This is a genomic window from uncultured Plantibacter sp. (assembly GCF_963518075.1).
Lineage (GTDB): Bacteria > Actinomycetota > Actinomycetes > Actinomycetales > Microbacteriaceae > Plantibacter > Plantibacter flavus_A.
This window is the reverse complement of the sequence record NZ_CAUQHZ010000009.1, coordinates 21,391-38,901: the sequence shown is the minus strand read 5'-3', so window position 1 is coordinate 38,901 and position 17,511 is coordinate 21,391. Positions and strand designations below refer to the sequence as shown.

Below are 17,511 nucleotides of genomic sequence, written 5' to 3'. Positions count from 1 at the left end.
GAAGAGGAATAAGAAATGGCTATTCGTAAGTACAAGCCCACGACTCCTGGTCGTCGCGGTTCGTCTGTCGCGGACTTCGCGGAGATCACCCGCACCACGCCGGAGAAGTCGCTGCTTCGTCCGTTGTCGAAGTCCGGTGGTCGCAACAACCAGGGCCGCATCACGACGCGTCACATCGGTGGTGGCCACAAGCGCCAGTACCGTCTGATCGACTTCCGTCGCAACGACAAGGACGGCGTCAACGCCAAGGTCGCTCACATCGAGTACGACCCCAACCGCACCGCGCGTATCGCGCTGCTCCACTTCGTGGACGGCACCAAGCGCTACATCCTGGCTCCGAACAAGCTCAGCCAGGGCGACGTGGTCGAGTCGGGTGCCGGCGCGGACATCAAGCCCGGCAACAACCTGCCGCTGAAGAACATCCCCACCGGTACGGTCATCCACGCGATCGAGCTCCGTCCCGGCGGCGGCGCGAAGATGGCCCGCTCCGCGGGTGCATCGGTGCGTCTCGTCGCGAAGGACGGCCCGTACGCGCAGCTCCGTCTGCCGTCCGGTGAGATCCGCAACGTCGACCTGCGCTGCCGCGCCACCATCGGTGAGGTCGGCAACGCCGAGCAGTCGAACATCAACTGGGGTAAGGCCGGCCGTAAGCGCTGGCTGGGCGTCCGCCCGACCGTCCGTGGTGTCGCGATGAACCCGATCGACCACCCGCACGGTGGTGGTGAGGGCAAGACCTCCGGTGGACGTCACCCGGTCAGCCCGTGGGGCCAGAAGGAAGGCCGCACGCGCCACCCCAACAAGGAAAGCGACAAGCTCATCGTTCGTCGTCGTACCGCCGGCAAGAAGCGTAAGTAGGAGTAAGAGAAGATGCCACGCAGTCTCAAGAAGGGCCCCTTCGTCGACGACCACCTGCTCCGCAAGGTCGTCACGGCGAACGAGGCCAACAACAAGAACGTGATCAAGACCTGGTCGCGTCGATCGATGATCATCCCGGCGATGCTGGGTCACACCATCGCCGTCCACGACGGTCGCAAGCACATCCCGGTGTTCGTCACCGAGACGATGGTCGGGCACAAGCTCGGCGAGTTCGCGCCCACCCGCACCTTCCGTGGACACGTGAAGGACGACAAGAAGGGCCGTCGCCGCTAACGCGGTGACGTGAAGGAGGAAGAGAAATGGTGGAGTCGATCGCCCGCGTGCGACACATCCGCGTCACCCCCCAGAAGGCCCGTCGTGTCGTCGCGCTCATCCGTGGCAAGCAGGCTCAGGAGGCCTTGGCCATCCTGAAGTTCGCACCACAGAGCGCCAGCGAGCCCATCTACAAGCTCGTTGCCTCGGCCATCGCGAACGCTCGCGTCACGGCCGACAAGGACAACGTGTTCCTTGACGAGCAGGACCTGTACATCGCGAAGGCGTACGTCGACGAGGGTGCAACCCTCAAGCGTTTCCGTCCCCGCGCACAGGGCCGCGCGTTCCGCATCCTCAAGCGCACCAGCCACATCACCGTCGAGCTCTCGACGCCTGATGAGACTGCCGGCGCTGCCAAGGCCAAGAAGGTGAGCAAGTAATGGGTCAGAAAGTCAATCCATACGGCTTCCGTCTGGGAATCACGACCGACCACGTGTCGCGTTGGTTCTCCGACAGCACGAAGAAGGGTCAGCGTTACAGCGACTTCGTCGCGGAAGACGTCAAGATCCGCCGTCTGCTGGCGACCTCGCTCGACCGCGCTGGTGTCAGCCGCATCGAGATCGAGCGCACCCGTGACCGCGTCCGCGTCGACATCCACACCGCCCGTCCGGGCATCGTGATCGGTCGCCGTGGCGCCGAGGCCGAGCGCATCCGCGCCGACCTCGAGAAGCTCACGAAGAAGCAGATCCAGCTGAACATCCTCGAGGTCAAGAACCCCGAGGCCGACGCTCAGCTCGTCGCGCAGGGCATCGCCGAGCAGCTCTCCGCACGTGTGGCATTCCGCCGCGCGATGCGTAAGGGCCTGCAGGGCGCTCAGCGCACGTCCACCGTCAAGGGTGTCCGCATCCAGGTGTCCGGCCGCCTCGGCGGCGCCGAGATGAGCCGTTCCGAGTTCTACCGCGAAGGCCGTGTGCCGCTGCACACCCTCCGCGCGAACATCGACTACGGCTTCTACGAGGCGAAGACCACGTTCGGCCGTATCGGCGTGAAGGTCTGGATCTACAAGGGCGACATCACCAACAAGGAGCTTGCTCGCGAGCAGGCCAACCAGAAGTCGACGCGTCCGGAACGTCGCGACGGTGGCGACCGCCCCCGTCGGAACGCCGGTCCGAGCAGCGCCCCCAAGGCAGCTGCCGAGGCGCCCGCCGCCGCAGGAGTTGAGGCATAACCATGTTGATCCCACGCAAAGTCAAGCACCGGAAGCAGCACCACCCCGGCCGTTCCGGCCAGGCGACCGGTGGCACCAAGGTGTCGTTCGGTGAGTTCGGTATCCAGGCCCTGACGCCCGCTTACGTGACCAACCGTCAGATCGAGTCCGCTCGTATCGCCATGACGCGTCACATCAAGCGTGGCGGAAAGGTGTGGATCAACATCTACCCCGACCGTCCGCTGACCAAGAAGCCCGCCGAAACCCGCATGGGTTCCGGTAAGGGTTCGCCCGAGTGGTGGGTCGCGAACGTCAAGCCGGGTCGTGTGCTGTTCGAGGTCGCCGGAGTCGATGAGACCCTGGCCCGCGAGGCGCTGACCCGTGCAATCCACAAGCTGCCCCTCAAGGCACGCATCATCAAGCGCGAGGAGGGCGACGCATAATGGCGATCGGATCCAAGGAGCTCACCCCCGTCGAGCTCGACACCTTTGAAGACCAGCGCCTCATCGAGGAGCTCCGCAAGGCCAAGGAAGAGCTGTTCAACCTGCGCTTCCAGTCGGCCACGGGGCAGCTCGAGAACCACGGCCGCCTGCGCGCCGTGAAGCGCGACATCGCTCGCATCTACACGGTCATCCGTGAGCGCGAGCTCGGCATCCGGGCCACGCCGACCGTCGAGGTCGTCGAGGCCAAGGCCGAGAAGAAGACCAAGAAGGCCAAGGCCGCACCGAAGTCCGAGGACACCGCTGCAGCCGACGCCGAGACCACGAAGGAGGCCTAGACATGGCTACCGCTACTGACAAGGCCCCCGAGGGTCACGAGTCGGCCGAGCACGACGTCAAGGACGCCGCTGCTCGTGGCTACCGCAAGACCCGCCGTGGTCTGGTGACCAGCGACAAGATGGAGAAGACCATCGTCGTCGAGGTCGAGGACCGCGTGAAGCACCCGCTCTACGGCAAGGTCATCCGCCGCACCTCCAAGGTCAAGGCTCACGACGAGGCGAACTCCGCCGGCATCGGCGACCTCGTCCTGATCAGCGAGACCCGCCCCACCAGCGCCACCAAGCGCTGGCGTCTGGTCGAGATTCTCGAGAAGGCCAAGTAGGCCTCGCGGCTTACTGAGAGGAAAGCGAACAATGCTTCAGCAAGAATCACGAGTCAAGGTCGCCGACAACACCGGCGCCAAGGAGCTCCTGACCATTCGCGTGCTCGGTGGCTCCGGCCGCCGCTACGCGGGCCTCGGTGACACCATCGTCGCGACCGTCAAGGACGCGATCCCCGGTGGCAACGTCAAGAAGGGCGACGTCGTCAAGGCGGTCATCGTCCGCACCCGCAAGCAGACCCGTCGTTCCGACGGTTCGTACATCAAGTTCGACGAGAACGCCGCTGTCATCCTGAAGGCTGACGGGGACCCCCGTGGTACCCGCATCTTCGGACCGGTCGGTCGCGAGCTTCGTGACAAGAAGTTCATGAAGATCGTCTCGTTGGCGCCGGAGGTTATCTAAGTCATGGCAAAGATCAAGAAGGGCGACCTGGTTCAGGTCGTCTCCGGCCCGAAGCAGGACCGCGGTGGTTACCGCGGCAAGCAGGGTCGCGTCATCGAGGTCCTGGCGGACAAGAACCGGGTGATCGTGGAGGGCGTCAACTACGTCACGAAGCACTCCCGTGTCGGCCAGACCCAGCGTGGAACGAAGACCGGCGGCATCGAGACCGTCGAGGCTTCGATCCACATCTCCAACGTCGCGCTCGTCGACCCGGAGACCAAGGGCCCGACCAAGGTCGGCCACCGCAACGAGGAAGTCACGAAGGACGGCGTCACCAAGACGGTCCGCGTTCGTTACGCCAAGAAGTCAGGTAAGGACCTGTAATGACCGACACAGAAGTGGCGACTGGCAAAATCCAGCCCCGTCTCAAGCAGAAGTACCGCGCTGAGATCCTTCCGCAGCTGCAGAAGGACTTCGGCTTCACGAACGTGCACCAGGTGCCCGGACTCGTGAAGGTCGTCGTCAACACCGGTGTGGGCGAGGCCGCTCGCGACAGCAAGGTCATCGACGGCGCTGTTTCGGACCTCACCAAGATCACCGGCCAGAAGCCGCAGGTCACCAAGGCACGCAAGTCCATCGCGCAGTTCAAGCTGCGCGAGGGTCAGCCCATCGGCGCTCACGTCACGCTTCGTGGCGACCGCGCGTGGGAGTTCCTCGACCGCCTGCTGAGCCTCGCTCTTCCGCGTATCCGCGACTTCCGCGGTCTCTCGGACAAGCAGTTCGACGGCAACGGCAACTACACCTTCGGTCTCCAGGAGCAGTCCATGTTCCACGAGATCGACCAGGACAAGATCGATCGTGTCCGCGGCTTCGACATCACCGTCGTGACCACGGCCAAGAACGACGACGAGGGTCGCGCGCTGCTCAAGGCGCTCGGCTTCCCGTTCAAGGCGGCTGAGTCCAAGTAGGCTGAGCTTCTGCCCGGTCCTCGGTGTATGTCGAGGACCGGGCTTCCGCCCGTTCGGGGCACTCCTGCCCAGAACGGTTCAACCACCACAGGTCGGCACCCTTGCACAGGATGTCGAAACCTGGTGAACAAAGGAAACACTCGATATGACCATGACAGATCCGGTCGCAGACATGCTGACCAGACTGCGCAATGCGAACTCGGCGCACCACGACACCGTGTCGATGCCGCACTCCAAGCTCAAGGTGAACATCGCCGAGATCCTCAAGTCCGAGGGCTACATCTCCGGCTGGGAGGTCGCTGACGCGGCCGTCGGACAGACGCTCTCACTGAGCCTCAAGTTCGGCCCGAACCGCGAGCGCTCCATCGCCGGCATCAAGCGCGTCTCGAAGCCCGGCCTCCGCGTCTACGCGAAGTCGAACGAGATCCCCAAGGTCCTCGGCGGCCTCGGCGTCGTCATCCTGTCCACCTCCAGCGGCCTCCTCACGGACCGCCAGGCCGAGAAGAAGGGCGTGGGTGGGGAAGTCCTCGCCTACGTGTGGTAGCCAGTCATGTCTCGTATTGGAAGACTCCCCATCGACATCCCGGCAGGCGTCACCATCGACGTCGCCGGTCAGAACGTCACCGTCAAGGGCCCGAAGGGTGAGCTCCAGCTCACCGTCGCGAGCCCCATCGAGGTCAAGCTCGAAGACGCACAGCTGCTCGTCACGCGTCCCGACGACGAGCGCAACTCGCGCTCGCTGCACGGCCTGACCCGCACGCTCATCGCGAACCAGATCATCGGCGTCACCCAGGGCTACACCAAGGGCCTCGAGGTCGTCGGTACCGGTTACCGCGTCGCTCAGAAGGGCAGCGCCGTCGAGTTCGCGCTCGGCTTCTCGCACCCCGTCACCGTCGAGCCGCCGGTCGGCATCACGCTGACCGTCGAGGGCAACAACAAGCTCACGGTCGCCGGTATCGACAAGCAGGCCGTCGGCGAGGTCGCCGCCAACATCCGTAAGATCCGCAAGCCCGAGCCGTACAAGGGCAAGGGTGTGCGCTACGCCGGCGAGATCGTGCGTCGCAAGGCCGGAAAGGCTGGTAAGTAACCATGGCTCGTCCAACGAAGACTGCCGCACGTGGCCGTCGCCACACGCGTCTGCGCAAGAAGGTCGAGGGCACCGCGGTCCGTCCGCGCCTCGTCGTCAACCGTTCAGCCCGTCACGTGTTCGTGCAGGTTGTCGATGACACGAAGGGTCACACCCTCGTCTCCGCCTCGACCATGGAGGACACCCTCCGGACGTTCGACGGCGACAAGACCGCCAAGTCGCGCAAGGTCGGCGAACTCATCGCCGAGCGTGCCAAGGCAGCCGGCATCGACGATGTCGTATTTGACCGTGGAGGCAACCGCTACGCAGGTCGCGTGGCAGCAATTGCCGATGGTGCTCGAGAGGGCGGATTGAACCTGTGAGCGAAGACAACAAGCAGCAGCAAGAGCCTGTGGCGACCGTGGCCGAGGCCCCGGTCGAGACCGCGGCATCGACGGCGCCCACCGGCGACCGCGAGCCGCGCGAGGCGCGCCGCGGAGGCCGTGAGCGCAACCCCAACCGCGACCGCGGTAGCCGCGACAGCGACAAGAGCCAGTTCCTGGAGCGCGTCGTGACCATCAACCGTGTCTCGAAGGTCGTGAAGGGTGGTCGTCGCTTCAGCTTCACCGCCCTCGTGGTCGTCGGTGACGGCAACGGCATGGTCGGCGTCGGCTACGGCAAGGCCCGCGAAGTCCCGCTCGCGATCGCGAAGGGCGTCGAAGAGGCGAAGAAGAACTTCTTCCGCGTCCCGCGCGTCGGCTCGACCATCCCGCACCCCACCCAGGGTGAGGCAGCAGCCGGTGTGGTGCTCCTGCGCCCCGCCGCCGCTGGTACCGGTGTCATCGCCGGTGGTCCCGTCCGCGCCGTCCTCGAGTGCGCCGGCATCCACGACGTGCTGAGCAAGTCGCTCGGTTCGTCCAACACGATCAACATCGTCCACGCGACCGTCACGGCGCTGAAGCAGCTCGAGGAACCTCGTGCCGTCGCAGCCCGTCGTGGTCTCGAGTTCGACCAGGTCGCTCCGGCCCGCCTGCTCCGTGCAGAGGCAGAGGCCGTTCAGGCGGCCGCTGCTGCGAAGGTAGGTGCCTGATGGCCCAGCTGAGGATCACCCAGATCAAGGGCAGAATTAGTGAGAAGCAGAACCAGCGCGACACGCTTCGCAGCCTGGGTCTCCGTCGCATCGGTGCTGTCGTCGTCCGCCCGGACAACGCGCAGAACCGCGGCTACGTGAACACTGTTGCTCACCTCGTACAGGTTGAGGAGATCGACTAATGGCTGAGAAGAACGAAACCACTGAGGAGAAGGCCCCCAAGGCCGCTGCCAAGGCAGTTCCTAAGACGGCTGCCGCGAAGGCCGAGCCCAAGGCGAAGGCGGCCCCCAAGGCCGCTGCAGCCAAGAAGCCCGCGAAGGACGAGCCCGCTGAGAAGCGCGAGCAGGTCCTGAAGGTGCACCACCTCCGTCCCGCCGCCGGTGCCAAGAAGTCCCGGATGCGCGTGGGCCGTGGTGAGGCGTCCAAGGGTAAGACCGCCGGTCGCGGTACCAAGGGTACGAAGGCGCGTTACAACGTCAAGGTCGGCTTCGAGGGTGGGCAGATGCCGCTGCACATGCGCACCCCGAAGCTCCGTGGCTTCAAGAACCCCTTCCGCGTCGAGTACCAGGTCGTGAACCTGGAGAAGCTCGCCGAGCTGTACCCGAAGGGTGGCGACGTCACCACGGTGGACCTCGTCGCCAAGGGTGCCGTCCGGAAGAACGAGAAGGTCAAGGTTCTCGGAAACGGTGACATCTCGGTTAAGCTGAATGTCGCGGTTGACAAGGTCTCCGGCTCAGCTGAGCAGAAGATCGTGGCAGCCGGGGGCAGCGTCAAGTAGCCCTCGGCCGGCTCCGCACAGGAGCTCACTCGGGTGGCCGGCATCATGCCGGTCACCCGGGCCGACCCCGCAACATCTCACAGGAGGCCCCTTTTGTTCAGCGCCATCGGCCGGATCTTCCGGACCCCGGATCTTCGTCGCAAGATCGGGTTCACACTCGGGATCATCGCCATCTACCGGCTGGGGTCCTTCATCCCCGCTCCGTTCGTGAACTTCCCGAACGTGCAGCAGTGCCTCGCGAACCAGCAGGCCGCCGGCGCATCAGGCCTCTACGAGCTCGTCAACCTCTTCAGTGGTGGCGCGCTCCTCCAACTCTCCATCTTCGCGCTGGGCATCATGCCCTACATCACCGCGTCGATCATCGTCCAGCTCCTCCGCGTGGTCATCCCGCACTTCGAGACGCTGCACAAAGAAGGCCAGGCCGGCCAGGGCAAGCTGACGCAGTACACGCGGTACCTCACGATCTTCCTCGGCATCCTCCAGTCGACGACGCTCATCACGGTCGCCAAGAGCGGTGCACTGTTCGGCAACCAGGGCGGCGTCTGCGCCGACCTCATCACCGCCCAGGGCGGCACCTGGTACGGCATGCTCCTCATGGTCGTCACCATGACCGCGGGCACCGGCCTCGTCATGTGGATGGCCGAGCTCGTCACCGAGCGCGGCGTCGGCAACGGCATGTCGCTCCTCATCTTCACCTCGATCGCAGCCACGTTCCCGGGCTCGCTGGCCGCCATCTGGACCGCGAAGGGCCCGGAGGTCTTCCTCCTCGTGCTCGCCGTCGGCCTCGTGATCGTCGGACTCGTCGTCTTCGTCGAGCAGTCGCAACGTCGCATCCCCGTGCAATACGCGAAGCGCATGGTCGGACGCCGGACGTACGGCGGCAACAACACCTACATCCCCATCAAGGTCAACATGGCCGGTGTGGTGCCCGTCATCTTCGCGTCGTCGATTTTGTACCTGCCGGCCCTCATCGCGCAGTTCAACCAGCCGACGACCGGCACTCCGGCGCCCTGGGTCCTGTGGATCCAGCAGTACCTCACCAAGGGTGACCACCCGCTGTACATGCTCATGTACTTCCTGCTCATCGTCGGCTTCACCTACTTCTACGTCGCGATCACCTTCAACCCTGAAGAGGTCGCCGACAACATGAAGAAGTACGGCGGGTTCATCCCCGGCATCCGTGCCGGACGCCCGACGGCCGAGTACCTCGACTACGTGCTGACACGCGTGACCCTGCCCGGATCGATCTACCTGGGGTTGATCGCGCTCCTGCCGCTCATCGCGCTGGCCCTGGTCGGTGCGAACGCGAACTTCCCGTTCGGTGGGGCGTCGATCCTCATCATCGTGGGTGTCGGACTCGAGACGGTCAAGCAGATCGACTCGCAACTCCAGCAGCGCCACTACGAAGGGCTCCTGCGTTGAGCGCGGCGGCCGGCAAGCCCCGCCTGCTCATCGTCGGTCCTCCGGGATCCGGCAAGGGCACCCAGGCGGCCTTCCTCGCGGAGCGCTTCGACATCCCCGCGATCTCGACGGGCGACATCTTCCGCGCGAACATCAAGGAGGGCACGGCGCTCGGGAAGCAGGTCCAGGCGATCGTGAGCGAGGGCGGGTACGTCCCCGACTCCTTGACGAACGAGATCGTCCGCGACCGGCTCCACCAGCCCGACGCCGTCGAGGGGTTCCTGCTCGACGGGTACCCGCGGACCACCGACCAGGTCGTCGCGCTCGACGCTCTGCTCGCTGAGAACGACGCGAGCCTCGACGCCGTCGTGCAGCTGCAGGCCGACACGGAAGAGGTCGTCTCACGACTCCTCAAGCGTGCCGCCGAGCAGGGTCGCACCGACGACACGGAGGAGGTCATCCGCCACCGGCTCGACCTCTACGCGCACGAGACCGCGCCGCTGATCGAGGTCTTCACGGCCCGGGGGCTCGTCGTGGCAGTCGACGGCCTCGGCGAGGTCGACGACGTGACCGCGCGGATCGACGCGGCCCTCGCCGCTCGCGGCATCATCGTTCCGGCCGTCTGACGCACCGACACATCCACCACGGTGTTCCGGAAGTCGATCTACAAGACCCCTGACCAGATCCGCGCCATGATCGCGCCGGGACTGGCCACCGCGGCTTCGCTCGATGCGGTGCGTGCGCTCGTCGCCCCCGGGGTGACGACGCTGCAACTCGACGCGGCTGCCGAGGCGGCGATCGTCGCGGCCGGCGGGCACTCCAACTTCAAGCTCGTCCCCGGCTATCGCCACACGGTCTGCACCTCGGTCAACGAGGACGTGGTCCACGGTATCCCCGGGTCGCGCGTGCTGCAGGCGGGCGACATCGTGTCGATCGACAGCGGCGCCGAGATCGACGGCTGGAACGGCGACTCCGCGATGACCATCGTGCTCACCGATCCCACGCGCCCGGAGCTCGTCACCGAGCGCGAGGGCCTCTCGGCGGTGACGGAGGGCTCGCTGTGGGCCGGGATCGCCGAACTCGCGACCGCCCGACACCTGAACCAGGTCGGTGCCGCGATCGAGGAGTACGTCGAGGACCACTCACCCGAGGGCAAGCCCTACGGCATCCTCACGGACTACGTCGGGCACGGCATCGGACGCACGATGCACGAGGCTCCGCCGGTGTTCAACTACCGCGTCCGCCAGCGCGGCCCCGAAGTGAAGCCCGGACTCGTGGTGGCCATCGAACCCATGGTGGTCGCCGGGAGCCCAGACACCTTCGTCCGCGACGATGAATGGACGGTCGCCACGCTGGACGGTGGCTCGGCGGCGCACTGGGAGCACAGCGTCGCCGTGCACCGCGACGGCATCTGGGTCCTGACCGCTCACGATGGCGGGGCCGCGGCCCTCGCCGCCTTCGGCGTCACCCCGGTCCGTCCAGCCTGACCGCCCGCCAGGTCGCCGGCCGGACCTCGTCCGTCCCGGTAGAGTTGCTCGGCATGAGCGTGCCGATCGTGTTCCTTCTCGACGTCCTCCCTGCAGACACCGTCCTCGACGACGCCGACCTCGCGGCCACGATCACGCCGGCCGGCGACGGGTCCGGCGTCTTGAGCGTCTTCGATCTGGGTCCCGCGCGGGGGGACGGGATCTTCGAGACGATCGGTGTCGTCGGCCGGCACCCGCAGTCGGTCGAGGCGCACCTCGATCGGCTGACCGAGTCGGCGGCGATCCTCGATCTGCCCGCGCCGAACCACGCTCAGTGGCGAGTCGCCATCGCCCGCGCGGTCGCGGAACTCCCCGTCGTCGATCAGAGCGCCGTCCGACTCGTCGTGACGCGGGGGAGTGGCGGACGCCCGACCGCGTGGGTCTCGGCGACGCCGGCTGACGGGTTCCCCGAGCGCGAGAACGGCATCGAAGTCGTCCTGCTCGACCGAGGCCTCGCGAGCGACGTGCAGCAGCGTTCGCCGTGGCTGCTCGCCGGTGCCAAGACACTGTCGTACGCGGTCAACATGGCCGCGCTCCGTGAGGCGCACCGTCGCGGAGCTGACGACGTGCTCTTCGTCAGCAGCGACGGCTTCGTCCTCGAGGGCCCGACCTCCACCGTGGTCGTGCGGATCGACGGGACCTTCGTGACGCCGCCGCCGTCGAGCGGCATCCTCCCCGGGACCACGCAGCTCGCGCTCTGGGCCCATCTCGAGGAGCAGGGGCTCGCGCACGAGTACCGGATGCTGACACCGGAGGACGTGCTCGACGCGGAAGCGGCGTGGCTGCTCTCCAGCGTCCGACTGGCAGCGCCGGTGCGTGCGGTGGACGGACGTGCGCTGGCGATGGACGCCGGTCTCACGACGCAGATCAACGACGCGCTGCTCTCCCGCACCGACTGAGAGGTCGTGGCCGACGTTGAGTTGGCGAAACCCGGAAACATAGCATAGAATCGATCTTTGGTGCTTTCTGCATGCCTTCGGCGAGCCGACATCCGCACCGCAATCCATCCGCACGACCAGTGCGACTCAACCTGAGCGACAGTGAGGCTATGGCCAAAAAAGACGGCGTCATCGAGATCGAGGGCCAAGTGGTCGAGGCTCTGCCCAACGCGATGTTCCGCGTTGAGCTGACCAACGGACACAAGGTACTTGCCCACATTTCGGGCAAAATGCGTCAGCACTACATCCGCATCCTCCCAGAGGACCGCGTGATCGTGGAACTGACCCCCTACGACCTGACCCGTGGTCGGATCGTCTACCGCTACAAGTAGGTCGCGCTGTAAGTAACGGCCGGACGCGCCTCCACCACCCGGTGGTGGGCCCGGCACGATGACAGCGAAAAGAGAGAACTATGAAGGTCAAGCCCAGCGTCAAGAAGATCTGCGACAAGTGCAAGGTCATCCGTCGCAACGGCCGCGTCATGGTCATCTGCGAGAACCCGCGCCACAAGCAGCGCCAGGGTTGATCTCAGAGGACCTGCAGCACGCAGCCCTGAGCAACACAGCACCACCCCTCTAACGGCAGTTCCAGATCCCGCAGCACATCGTGCACCGCGGGTGACACCTCGGGTCGGAGGCCCGAGCACCGGAACTGCTCCACACCTCCACAACTCCTAGGAGAAGCCACCATGGCACGTCTCGCCGGCGTAGACATCCCACGCGACAAGCGCGTGGAAGTTGCACTGACGTACATCTACGGTGTTGGCCGCACGCGGTCACTCAAGACCCTCGCCGACACCGGCATCAGCGGAGACATCCGCGTGAAGGATCTCACCGATGACCAGCTGATCGCCCTGCGCGATTACATCGAGGGCACCTTCAAGGTCGAGGGTGACCTCCGCCGTGAGGTCGCCGCCGACATCCGCCGCAAGGTGGAGATCGGGTCCTACCAGGGCATCCGTCACCGTCGTGGACTTCCGGTCCGCGGCCAGCGCACCAAGACCAACGCGCGCACCCGCAAGGGCCCGAAGCGCACCGTCGCCGGCAAGAAGAAGGCTCGCTAGGCCCCGCCTAGTCGCCTCGTCATAGGACTCAGGAGATATTCATGGCAGCACCAAAGTCGGCCGTTCGGAAGCCGCGTAAGAAGGAAAAGAAGAACATCGCCGTGGGCCAGGCCCACATCAAGTCGACGTTCAACAACACGATCGTCTCGATCACCGACCCCTCGGGCGCGGTCATCAGCTGGGCTTCGTCCGGTGGCGTCGGCTTCAAGGGCTCGCGTAAGTCGACCCCGTTCGCCGCACAGCTCGCCGCCGAGTCGGCTGCGCGTCAGGCGCAGGAGCACGGCATGAAGAAGGTCGACGTCTTCGTCAAGGGACCCGGCTCCGGCCGCGAGACCGCGATCCGTTCGCTCCAGGCCGCGGGCCTCGAGGTCGGCTCGATCAACGACGTCACGCCTCAGGCACACAACGGTTGCCGCCCCCCGAAGCGTCGCCGCGTCTAATTCCTTCGGTTCACCGGCCGTGATCCGTCCGTAGCGATCGTCCGATCGCCGCGGACGGATCACGGCATGGTCCTGGTGACCAGGGCCAGCGAACACCATTCACTACCTCGCCAACGCAAGTGTCATATAGCGGACACTTAGCCGAAAGGAATCCATAGTGCTCATCGCACAGCGCCCTACGCTCACCGAAGAATCCATCTCGGAGTTCCGCAGCCGGTTCATCATCGAGCCGCTCGAGCCAGGCTTCGGGTACACCCTCGGGAACTCGCTCCGTCGCACCCTGCTGTCGTCCATCCCGGGTGCAGCCGTCACCAGCATCCGCATCGACGGCGTGCTGCACGAGTTCAGCACGATCCCCGGTGTCAAGGAAGACGTCACCGAGATCATCCTGAACATCAAGGGCCTCGTCGTCTCCAGCGAGCACGACGAGCCGATCACGGCGTACCTCCGCAAGACCGGCGCAGGCCAGGTCACCGCAGCGGACATCTCGGCTCCGGCCGGCGTCGAGGTCCACAACCCGGACCTCGTCATCGCGACCCTCAACGACAAGGCGAAGTTCGAGCTCGAACTCACCATCGAGCGTGGCCGTGGCTACGTGTCGGCCACGCAGAACCGCAACGAGTTCAGCGAAGCCGGTCAGATCCCCGTCGACTCGATCTACTCGCCCGTCCTCAAGGTGACCTACCGCGTCGAGGCGACTCGTGCCGGTGAGCGCACCGACTTCGACCGCCTGGTCGTCGACGTCGAGTCGAAGCCGGCCATCACGCCGCGCGACGCCATCGCGTCGGCCGGTCGCACGCTGACCGAGCTGTTCGGCCTGGCTCGCGAGCTCAACACCGCCGCAGAGGGCATCGAGATCGGCCCCGCGCCGGTCGACGCCGTGCTGCCGGGTGAGCTCTCGATCCCGATCGAGGACCTCGACCTCTCCGTGCGCTCCTACAACTGCCTCAAGCGCGAGGGCATCAACAACGTCAGCGAGCTCGTCGCGCTGTCGGAGACGCAGCTCATGAACATCCGCAACTTCGGACAGAAGTCGGTGGATGAAGTTCGCGACAAGCTCACCGAAATGGGCCTCTCCCTGAAGGACTCGGTTCCCGGGTTCGACGGCGCCCACTTCTACAGCGGCTACGACGACGAGACCGTCTCCTAGCACGCGATCCACCTGACGACTTTCCAACCTGAAGAGAGACAAGAATGCCTACTCCCACCAAGGGACCCCGCCTCGGAGGCGGACCTGCCCACGAGCGTCTCCTGCTCGCCAACCTCGCTGCTGCGCTGTTCACCCACAAGCGCATCCAGACCACCGAGACCAAGGCGAAGCGCCTGCGTCCGCTCGCTGAGCGCCTGATCACCTTCGCGAAGCGCGGCGACCTGCACGCCCGCCGTCGGGTGCTCGCGACCATCACCGACAAGAGCGTCGTCCACGAGCTCTTCACGGAGATCGCGCCCCTCGTCGCCGACCGTCAGGGTGGCTACACGCGCATCATCAAGACCGGTTACCGCAAGGGCGACAACGCTCCGATGGCCGTGATCGAGCTCGTCCTCGAGCCCGTCACGCCGAAGGCGAAGCCGGCCAAGCAGTCCGCGAAGCACGCCGCAGCGCCGGTCGACGAGGCTCCGGCCGAGGAGACCCCCGCCGAGGTCGAGGCCGACGCAGAGGCGACGGAAGCCGTCGAGGCGACCGAGACCGACGGCGAGTCCGTCGACGCCGACGAGGCTCCCGCGAAGGACGCCAAGTAGGTTCAGCGACACACGAACGGAACCCCGCCCTCCACCTGGAGAGCGGGGTTCCGTCGTCCCTGGCGGCGCTGCGACGGTGTCCTAGGCTGGAGACATGAGTACCACTCCCGCCGTTCCGGCCGGCCAGCCGGCCCTGCCGCAGCACCCCGACGTCGACCGATGGCGTCCGGCGGTCCGCGCGGACATCGACGACATCGTGGCGCTGTGCGGCGCCATGGATCCGTTCGACAACCCCCACCGGGTGACGAGCCGCGACGAGATCGCGGACGAGTTCGACCACGCGTGGATCGACATGGCTGCGGACAGCCTGCTGGCGATCGCCGCCGACGGCACGCTGGTCGCCTACGCGATGGTGATCCTGTCGCCCTCACGAGACGTGTCCGTCTATTCGTACGTCTTCGGCGGCGTGCATCCCGCATGGCGTGAGCGGGGGATCGGCCGAGCGGTGCTCGCGTGGTCGATGGAACGGTCCGAGCAGCAGCTGGCTTCCGTGGAGACGGGTGCTCCAGCTTCGTCCCGTGCCTACGTCGACGAACGGAACCCGGGGGCGGCGCGGCTGTTGGAGCGGTTCGGCTTCGCCGTGGCGCGGTACTTCACGATCATGGAACGCGATCTCTCCGCGCCCGTCGACGAGATCGACGTGCCCGACGGTGCCCGGCTCGAGGCGTACCACCCGGACGTGGCCGAACGCACGAGAGAAGCTCGGAACGACTCGTTCCGGGATCACTGGGGCAGCCTGGAGACGGTCCCGGCGATGTGGGAGCAGTTCGTCGGCGGGTCCCACTTCCGAGCCGACCTGTCCGTGGTGGCGATGGACGACGACGGACGGGTCGTCGGCTTCACGCTGGCCGAGGTGGACGAGGACAGCTGGTCCGCGCAAGGGTTTACCAGCGCGTACATCGCCCTCGTCGGGACCGTGCGCGACTGGCGTGGCCGACGACTCGCACCGGCACTGCTCGCCACGGCGCTTCGTCGGATCCAGGCAGCCGGCCTCGAGCGGGCGACGCTGGAGGTCGACACGGCCAGCCCCACGGGTGCACTCGGGCTGTACGAACGACAGGGCTTCGTCGCGACGACGCGTGATCTGGCGTACGTCCGTGAGCGCTGAGCAGGTCGCGGCAGCGGACGTCCTCCCGACCCAGCGGTTCCGGCTCGCCATCGCGTACGACGGCACGGACTTCGCCGGATGGGCGAAGCAGCCGGGGCTCCGGACGGTCGAGGGAGTCCTGGAGGAGGCGCTGTATCGCGTGCTCGGCAAGACCGTCCCGCCGATGCCACGGTTCGTGGTGGCCGGACGGACTGATGCCGGCGTGCATGCGGCCGGTCAGGTGGCGCACCTCGACCTCACCGAGCCGCAGCTCGCGAAGATCACGCGATTGCAGGGGCGCCACGCCGAGTTCCACGACGGTACGCCGCGGAACGAGACCGCGAGCTCCCTGCTCGTGCGTCGACTGAACGGCGTGCTCGGGATGGACCGCGACGTCGTGATCCACACGGCGGAACCGGCGTCGGAGGGCTTCGACGCGCGCTTCTCGGCTGTCTGGCGTCACTACCGCTACCGCCTCGCGGACGCCGACGTCCGCAAGGACCCGATCCTCCGGCGGACGACGAGCTGGACGACGGCGTCGCTCGACGTCGAGCTGCTCCACCGGGCGGCCACCTCGCTCGTGGGGCTCCACGACTTCCAGGCGTACTGCAAACCGAGACCACGCGCGACGACCATCCGGACCCTGCAGTCCTTCAGCTGGGAGCGGGACGAAGCGGGCGTGCTCGTGGCGAGCCTCACCGCCGACGCGTTCTGCCACAGCATGGTGCGGGCGCTCGTCGGCGCCTGCGTCGCCGTGGGGGAGGGGCGCATGTCGCTCGACGAGGTCGTCCGGCTCCGCGACGGCGGGCGGCGGGAGATCGACTTCCGGGTGATGCCGGCGCGCGGGCTCACCCTCGTCGAGGTCGGTTACCCCGAGCCGGGGCTGCTGCACGCGCGGGCCGCCGAGACCCGTCAGCGGCGGAGCCACGAGCACGTGGAAGCGAGCGCCGAGTGAGGTTCCCGGTGGGAATTGACCACCGGGACGTCGTCGCGTAGACTCTCCCGTTGGTGCCTGCGCCTTCTGCGGCGCGGTACCCGAAGTTGAGCCCTCCACCTCGGGCGTTCCGTTCGGAACACCCAACAGGAGCGGGATTCACGAACGACCAACTCCGACCAGAAAGCAGCACTATTGTGACGCGCACGTATTCCCCGAAGGCCAGTGAGATCACGCACGACTGGGTCGTCATCGACGCCACTGACGTGGTCCTCGGCCGCCTGGCCAGCCACGCTGCAGCGCTCCTGCGCGGCAAGCACAAGGCGACCTTCTCCCCCCACATGGACGGTGGCGACTTCGTCATCATCATCAACGCCGACAAGGTGGCCCTCACCGGCGCCAAGCTCCTGCAGAAGAAGGCCTACCGCCACTCCGGTTACCCGGGCGGGCTCTCGGCCGTCACCTACGCCGAGCTCCTCGAGAAGAACCCGATCCGCGCCGTCGAGAAGGCGATCCGCGGCATGCTGCCGAAGAACACGCTCGGCCGCGACCAGCTGAAGAAGCTCAAGGTCTACACGGGCAGCGAGCACCCGCACGCCGCTCAGCAGCCCAAGCCGTTCACGCTCGACCAGGTCGCCCAGTAAGCACCGGACAAGAAAAAAGGA

Annotated in this window: 29 protein-coding genes; all 29 read left to right on the top strand. The window is 66.4% G+C overall.

What is annotated here, in order from left to right:
* Positions 1 to 15: 15 nt before the first annotated feature.
* The 29 genes from rplB (at position 16) to rplM (ending at position 17,490) form a co-directional block, all read left to right on the top strand.
* A complete protein-coding gene (rplB, locus tag RWN05_RS11780) occupies positions 16 to 855 on the top strand; it encodes a 50S ribosomal protein L2 (RefSeq protein WP_071259508.1) in 840 nt (279 codons plus the stop codon).
* A gap of 12 nt (positions 856 to 867) precedes the next feature.
* A complete protein-coding gene (rpsS, locus tag RWN05_RS11775) occupies positions 868 to 1,149 on the top strand; it encodes a 30S ribosomal protein S19 (protein WP_064296700.1) in 282 nt (93 codons plus the stop codon).
* 26 nt (positions 1,150 to 1,175) lie between these two features.
* Positions 1,176 to 1,568 carry a 50S ribosomal protein L22 gene (gene rplV / locus RWN05_RS11770; protein ID WP_056008137.1) on the top strand — a complete coding sequence of 131 codons (393 nt, stop codon included), beginning with the start codon at positions 1,176 to 1,178 and terminating at the stop codon, positions 1,566 to 1,568.
* A complete protein-coding gene (gene rpsC, locus RWN05_RS11765; protein WP_064296699.1) occupies positions 1,568 to 2,356 on the top strand; it encodes a 30S ribosomal protein S3 in 789 nt (262 codons plus the stop codon). The genes rplV and rpsC overlap by 1 nt, the downstream gene beginning before the upstream one ends.
* Before the next feature lie 2 nt (positions 2,357 to 2,358).
* Entirely contained in the window at positions 2,359 to 2,778 is a 420-nt protein-coding gene (gene rplP / locus RWN05_RS11760) for a 50S ribosomal protein L16 (RefSeq protein WP_064296698.1), read from the top strand.
* A complete protein-coding gene (gene rpmC, locus RWN05_RS11755) occupies positions 2,778 to 3,113 on the top strand; it encodes a 50S ribosomal protein L29 (protein WP_064296697.1) in 336 nt (111 codons plus the stop codon). The genes rplP and rpmC overlap by 1 nt, the downstream gene beginning before the upstream one ends.
* A 2-nt stretch (positions 3,114 to 3,115) precedes the next feature.
* The gene (gene rpsQ, locus RWN05_RS11750) at positions 3,116 to 3,436 is read left to right on the top strand and encodes a 30S ribosomal protein S17 (RefSeq protein ID WP_056008125.1); all 321 of its coding nucleotides are present in this window, start codon (positions 3,116 to 3,118) and stop codon (positions 3,434 to 3,436) included.
* A 31-nt stretch (positions 3,437 to 3,467) separates the two neighbouring features.
* Entirely contained in the window at positions 3,468 to 3,836 is a 369-nt protein-coding gene (gene rplN / locus RWN05_RS11745; protein WP_064296696.1) for a 50S ribosomal protein L14, read from the top strand.
* A gap of 3 nt (positions 3,837 to 3,839) precedes the next feature.
* Positions 3,840 to 4,199: a 50S ribosomal protein L24 gene (rplX, locus tag RWN05_RS11740; RefSeq protein ID WP_056008121.1), complete on the top strand. Its 360-nt coding sequence runs from the start codon at positions 3,840 to 3,842 to the stop codon at positions 4,197 to 4,199.
* The gene (rplE, locus tag RWN05_RS11735; RefSeq protein WP_056008119.1) at positions 4,199 to 4,783 is read left to right on the top strand and encodes a 50S ribosomal protein L5; all 585 of its coding nucleotides are present in this window, start codon (positions 4,199 to 4,201) and stop codon (positions 4,781 to 4,783) included. Before rplX ends, rplE begins: the two co-directional genes overlap by 1 nt.
* A gap of 145 nt (positions 4,784 to 4,928) precedes the next feature.
* On the top strand, positions 4,929 to 5,327 hold the full coding sequence (rpsH, locus tag RWN05_RS11730; protein ID WP_064296695.1) for a 30S ribosomal protein S8: 399 nt from the start codon (positions 4,929 to 4,931) through the stop codon (positions 5,325 to 5,327).
* 6 nt (positions 5,328 to 5,333) lie between these two features.
* Positions 5,334 to 5,870: a 50S ribosomal protein L6 gene (rplF, locus tag RWN05_RS11725; RefSeq protein WP_064296694.1), complete on the top strand. Its 537-nt coding sequence runs from the start codon at positions 5,334 to 5,336 to the stop codon at positions 5,868 to 5,870.
* A 2-nt stretch (positions 5,871 to 5,872) separates the two neighbouring features.
* Entirely contained in the window at positions 5,873 to 6,232 is a 360-nt protein-coding gene (gene rplR, locus RWN05_RS11720; protein ID WP_064296693.1) for a 50S ribosomal protein L18, read from the top strand.
* 38 nt (positions 6,233 to 6,270) lie between these two features.
* Positions 6,271 to 6,939 carry a 30S ribosomal protein S5 gene (gene rpsE, locus RWN05_RS11715; protein ID WP_229939737.1) on the top strand — a complete coding sequence of 223 codons (669 nt, stop codon included), beginning with the start codon at positions 6,271 to 6,273 and terminating at the stop codon, positions 6,937 to 6,939.
* On the top strand, positions 6,939 to 7,121 hold the full coding sequence (gene rpmD / locus RWN05_RS11710; RefSeq protein ID WP_079001710.1) for a 50S ribosomal protein L30: 183 nt from the start codon (positions 6,939 to 6,941) through the stop codon (positions 7,119 to 7,121). Before rpsE ends, rpmD begins: the two co-directional genes overlap by 1 nt.
* Positions 7,121 to 7,717 (top strand): 50S ribosomal protein L15, encoded by a 597-nt coding sequence (gene rplO / locus RWN05_RS11705; protein ID WP_314139655.1) that lies wholly within the window; start codon positions 7,121 to 7,123, stop codon positions 7,715 to 7,717. The genes rpmD and rplO overlap by 1 nt, the downstream gene beginning before the upstream one ends.
* Before the next feature lie 93 nt (positions 7,718 to 7,810).
* On the top strand, positions 7,811 to 9,139 hold the full coding sequence (gene secY, locus RWN05_RS11700; protein WP_064296691.1) for a preprotein translocase subunit SecY: 1,329 nt from the start codon (positions 7,811 to 7,813) through the stop codon (positions 9,137 to 9,139).
* On the top strand, positions 9,136 to 9,744 hold the full coding sequence (locus RWN05_RS11695; protein WP_064296690.1) for an adenylate kinase: 609 nt from the start codon (positions 9,136 to 9,138) through the stop codon (positions 9,742 to 9,744). Before secY ends, RWN05_RS11695 begins: the two co-directional genes overlap by 4 nt.
* 21 nt (positions 9,745 to 9,765) lie before the next feature.
* The gene (map, locus tag RWN05_RS11690; RefSeq protein ID WP_314139653.1) at positions 9,766 to 10,605 is read left to right on the top strand and encodes a type I methionyl aminopeptidase; all 840 of its coding nucleotides are present in this window, start codon (positions 9,766 to 9,768) and stop codon (positions 10,603 to 10,605) included.
* A 53-nt stretch (positions 10,606 to 10,658) separates the two neighbouring features.
* On the top strand, positions 10,659 to 11,543 hold the full coding sequence (locus RWN05_RS11685; RefSeq protein ID WP_079001717.1) for an aminodeoxychorismate lyase: 885 nt from the start codon (positions 10,659 to 10,661) through the stop codon (positions 11,541 to 11,543).
* Positions 11,544 to 11,692: 149 nt separating this feature from the next.
* Entirely contained in the window at positions 11,693 to 11,914 is a 222-nt protein-coding gene (infA, locus tag RWN05_RS11680) for a translation initiation factor IF-1 (protein ID WP_017885304.1), read from the top strand.
* An 80-nt stretch (positions 11,915 to 11,994) separates the two neighbouring features.
* Positions 11,995 to 12,108 carry a 50S ribosomal protein L36 gene (rpmJ, locus tag RWN05_RS11675; protein WP_021759549.1) on the top strand — a complete coding sequence of 38 codons (114 nt, stop codon included), beginning with the start codon at positions 11,995 to 11,997 and terminating at the stop codon, positions 12,106 to 12,108.
* Between the two features lie 162 nt (positions 12,109 to 12,270).
* Positions 12,271 to 12,645, top strand: coding sequence for a 30S ribosomal protein S13 (gene rpsM, locus RWN05_RS11670; RefSeq protein WP_064296688.1), 375 nt, complete (start codon positions 12,271 to 12,273; stop codon positions 12,643 to 12,645).
* Between the two features lie 41 nt (positions 12,646 to 12,686).
* Positions 12,687 to 13,085, top strand: coding sequence for a 30S ribosomal protein S11 (rpsK, locus tag RWN05_RS11665; RefSeq protein ID WP_056008094.1), 399 nt, complete (start codon positions 12,687 to 12,689; stop codon positions 13,083 to 13,085).
* Between the two features lie 157 nt (positions 13,086 to 13,242).
* Entirely contained in the window at positions 13,243 to 14,235 is a 993-nt protein-coding gene (locus RWN05_RS11660) for a DNA-directed RNA polymerase subunit alpha (RefSeq protein WP_056008091.1), read from the top strand.
* Positions 14,236 to 14,279: 44 nt separating this feature from the next.
* The gene (gene rplQ / locus RWN05_RS11655) at positions 14,280 to 14,825 is read left to right on the top strand and encodes a 50S ribosomal protein L17 (protein ID WP_079001719.1); all 546 of its coding nucleotides are present in this window, start codon (positions 14,280 to 14,282) and stop codon (positions 14,823 to 14,825) included.
* A gap of 94 nt (positions 14,826 to 14,919) precedes the next feature.
* Positions 14,920 to 15,933 carry a GNAT family N-acetyltransferase gene (locus RWN05_RS11650; RefSeq protein ID WP_314139650.1) on the top strand — a complete coding sequence of 338 codons (1,014 nt, stop codon included), beginning with the start codon at positions 14,920 to 14,922 and terminating at the stop codon, positions 15,931 to 15,933.
* Positions 15,923 to 16,867 (top strand): tRNA pseudouridine(38-40) synthase TruA, encoded by a 945-nt coding sequence (gene truA / locus RWN05_RS11645; RefSeq protein WP_229939722.1) that lies wholly within the window; start codon positions 15,923 to 15,925, stop codon positions 16,865 to 16,867. The genes RWN05_RS11650 and truA overlap by 11 nt, the downstream gene beginning before the upstream one ends.
* A 176-nt stretch (positions 16,868 to 17,043) precedes the next feature.
* The gene (rplM, locus tag RWN05_RS11640; protein WP_071259493.1) at positions 17,044 to 17,490 is read left to right on the top strand and encodes a 50S ribosomal protein L13; all 447 of its coding nucleotides are present in this window, start codon (positions 17,044 to 17,046) and stop codon (positions 17,488 to 17,490) included.
* Positions 17,491 to 17,511 lie beyond the last annotated feature (21 nt).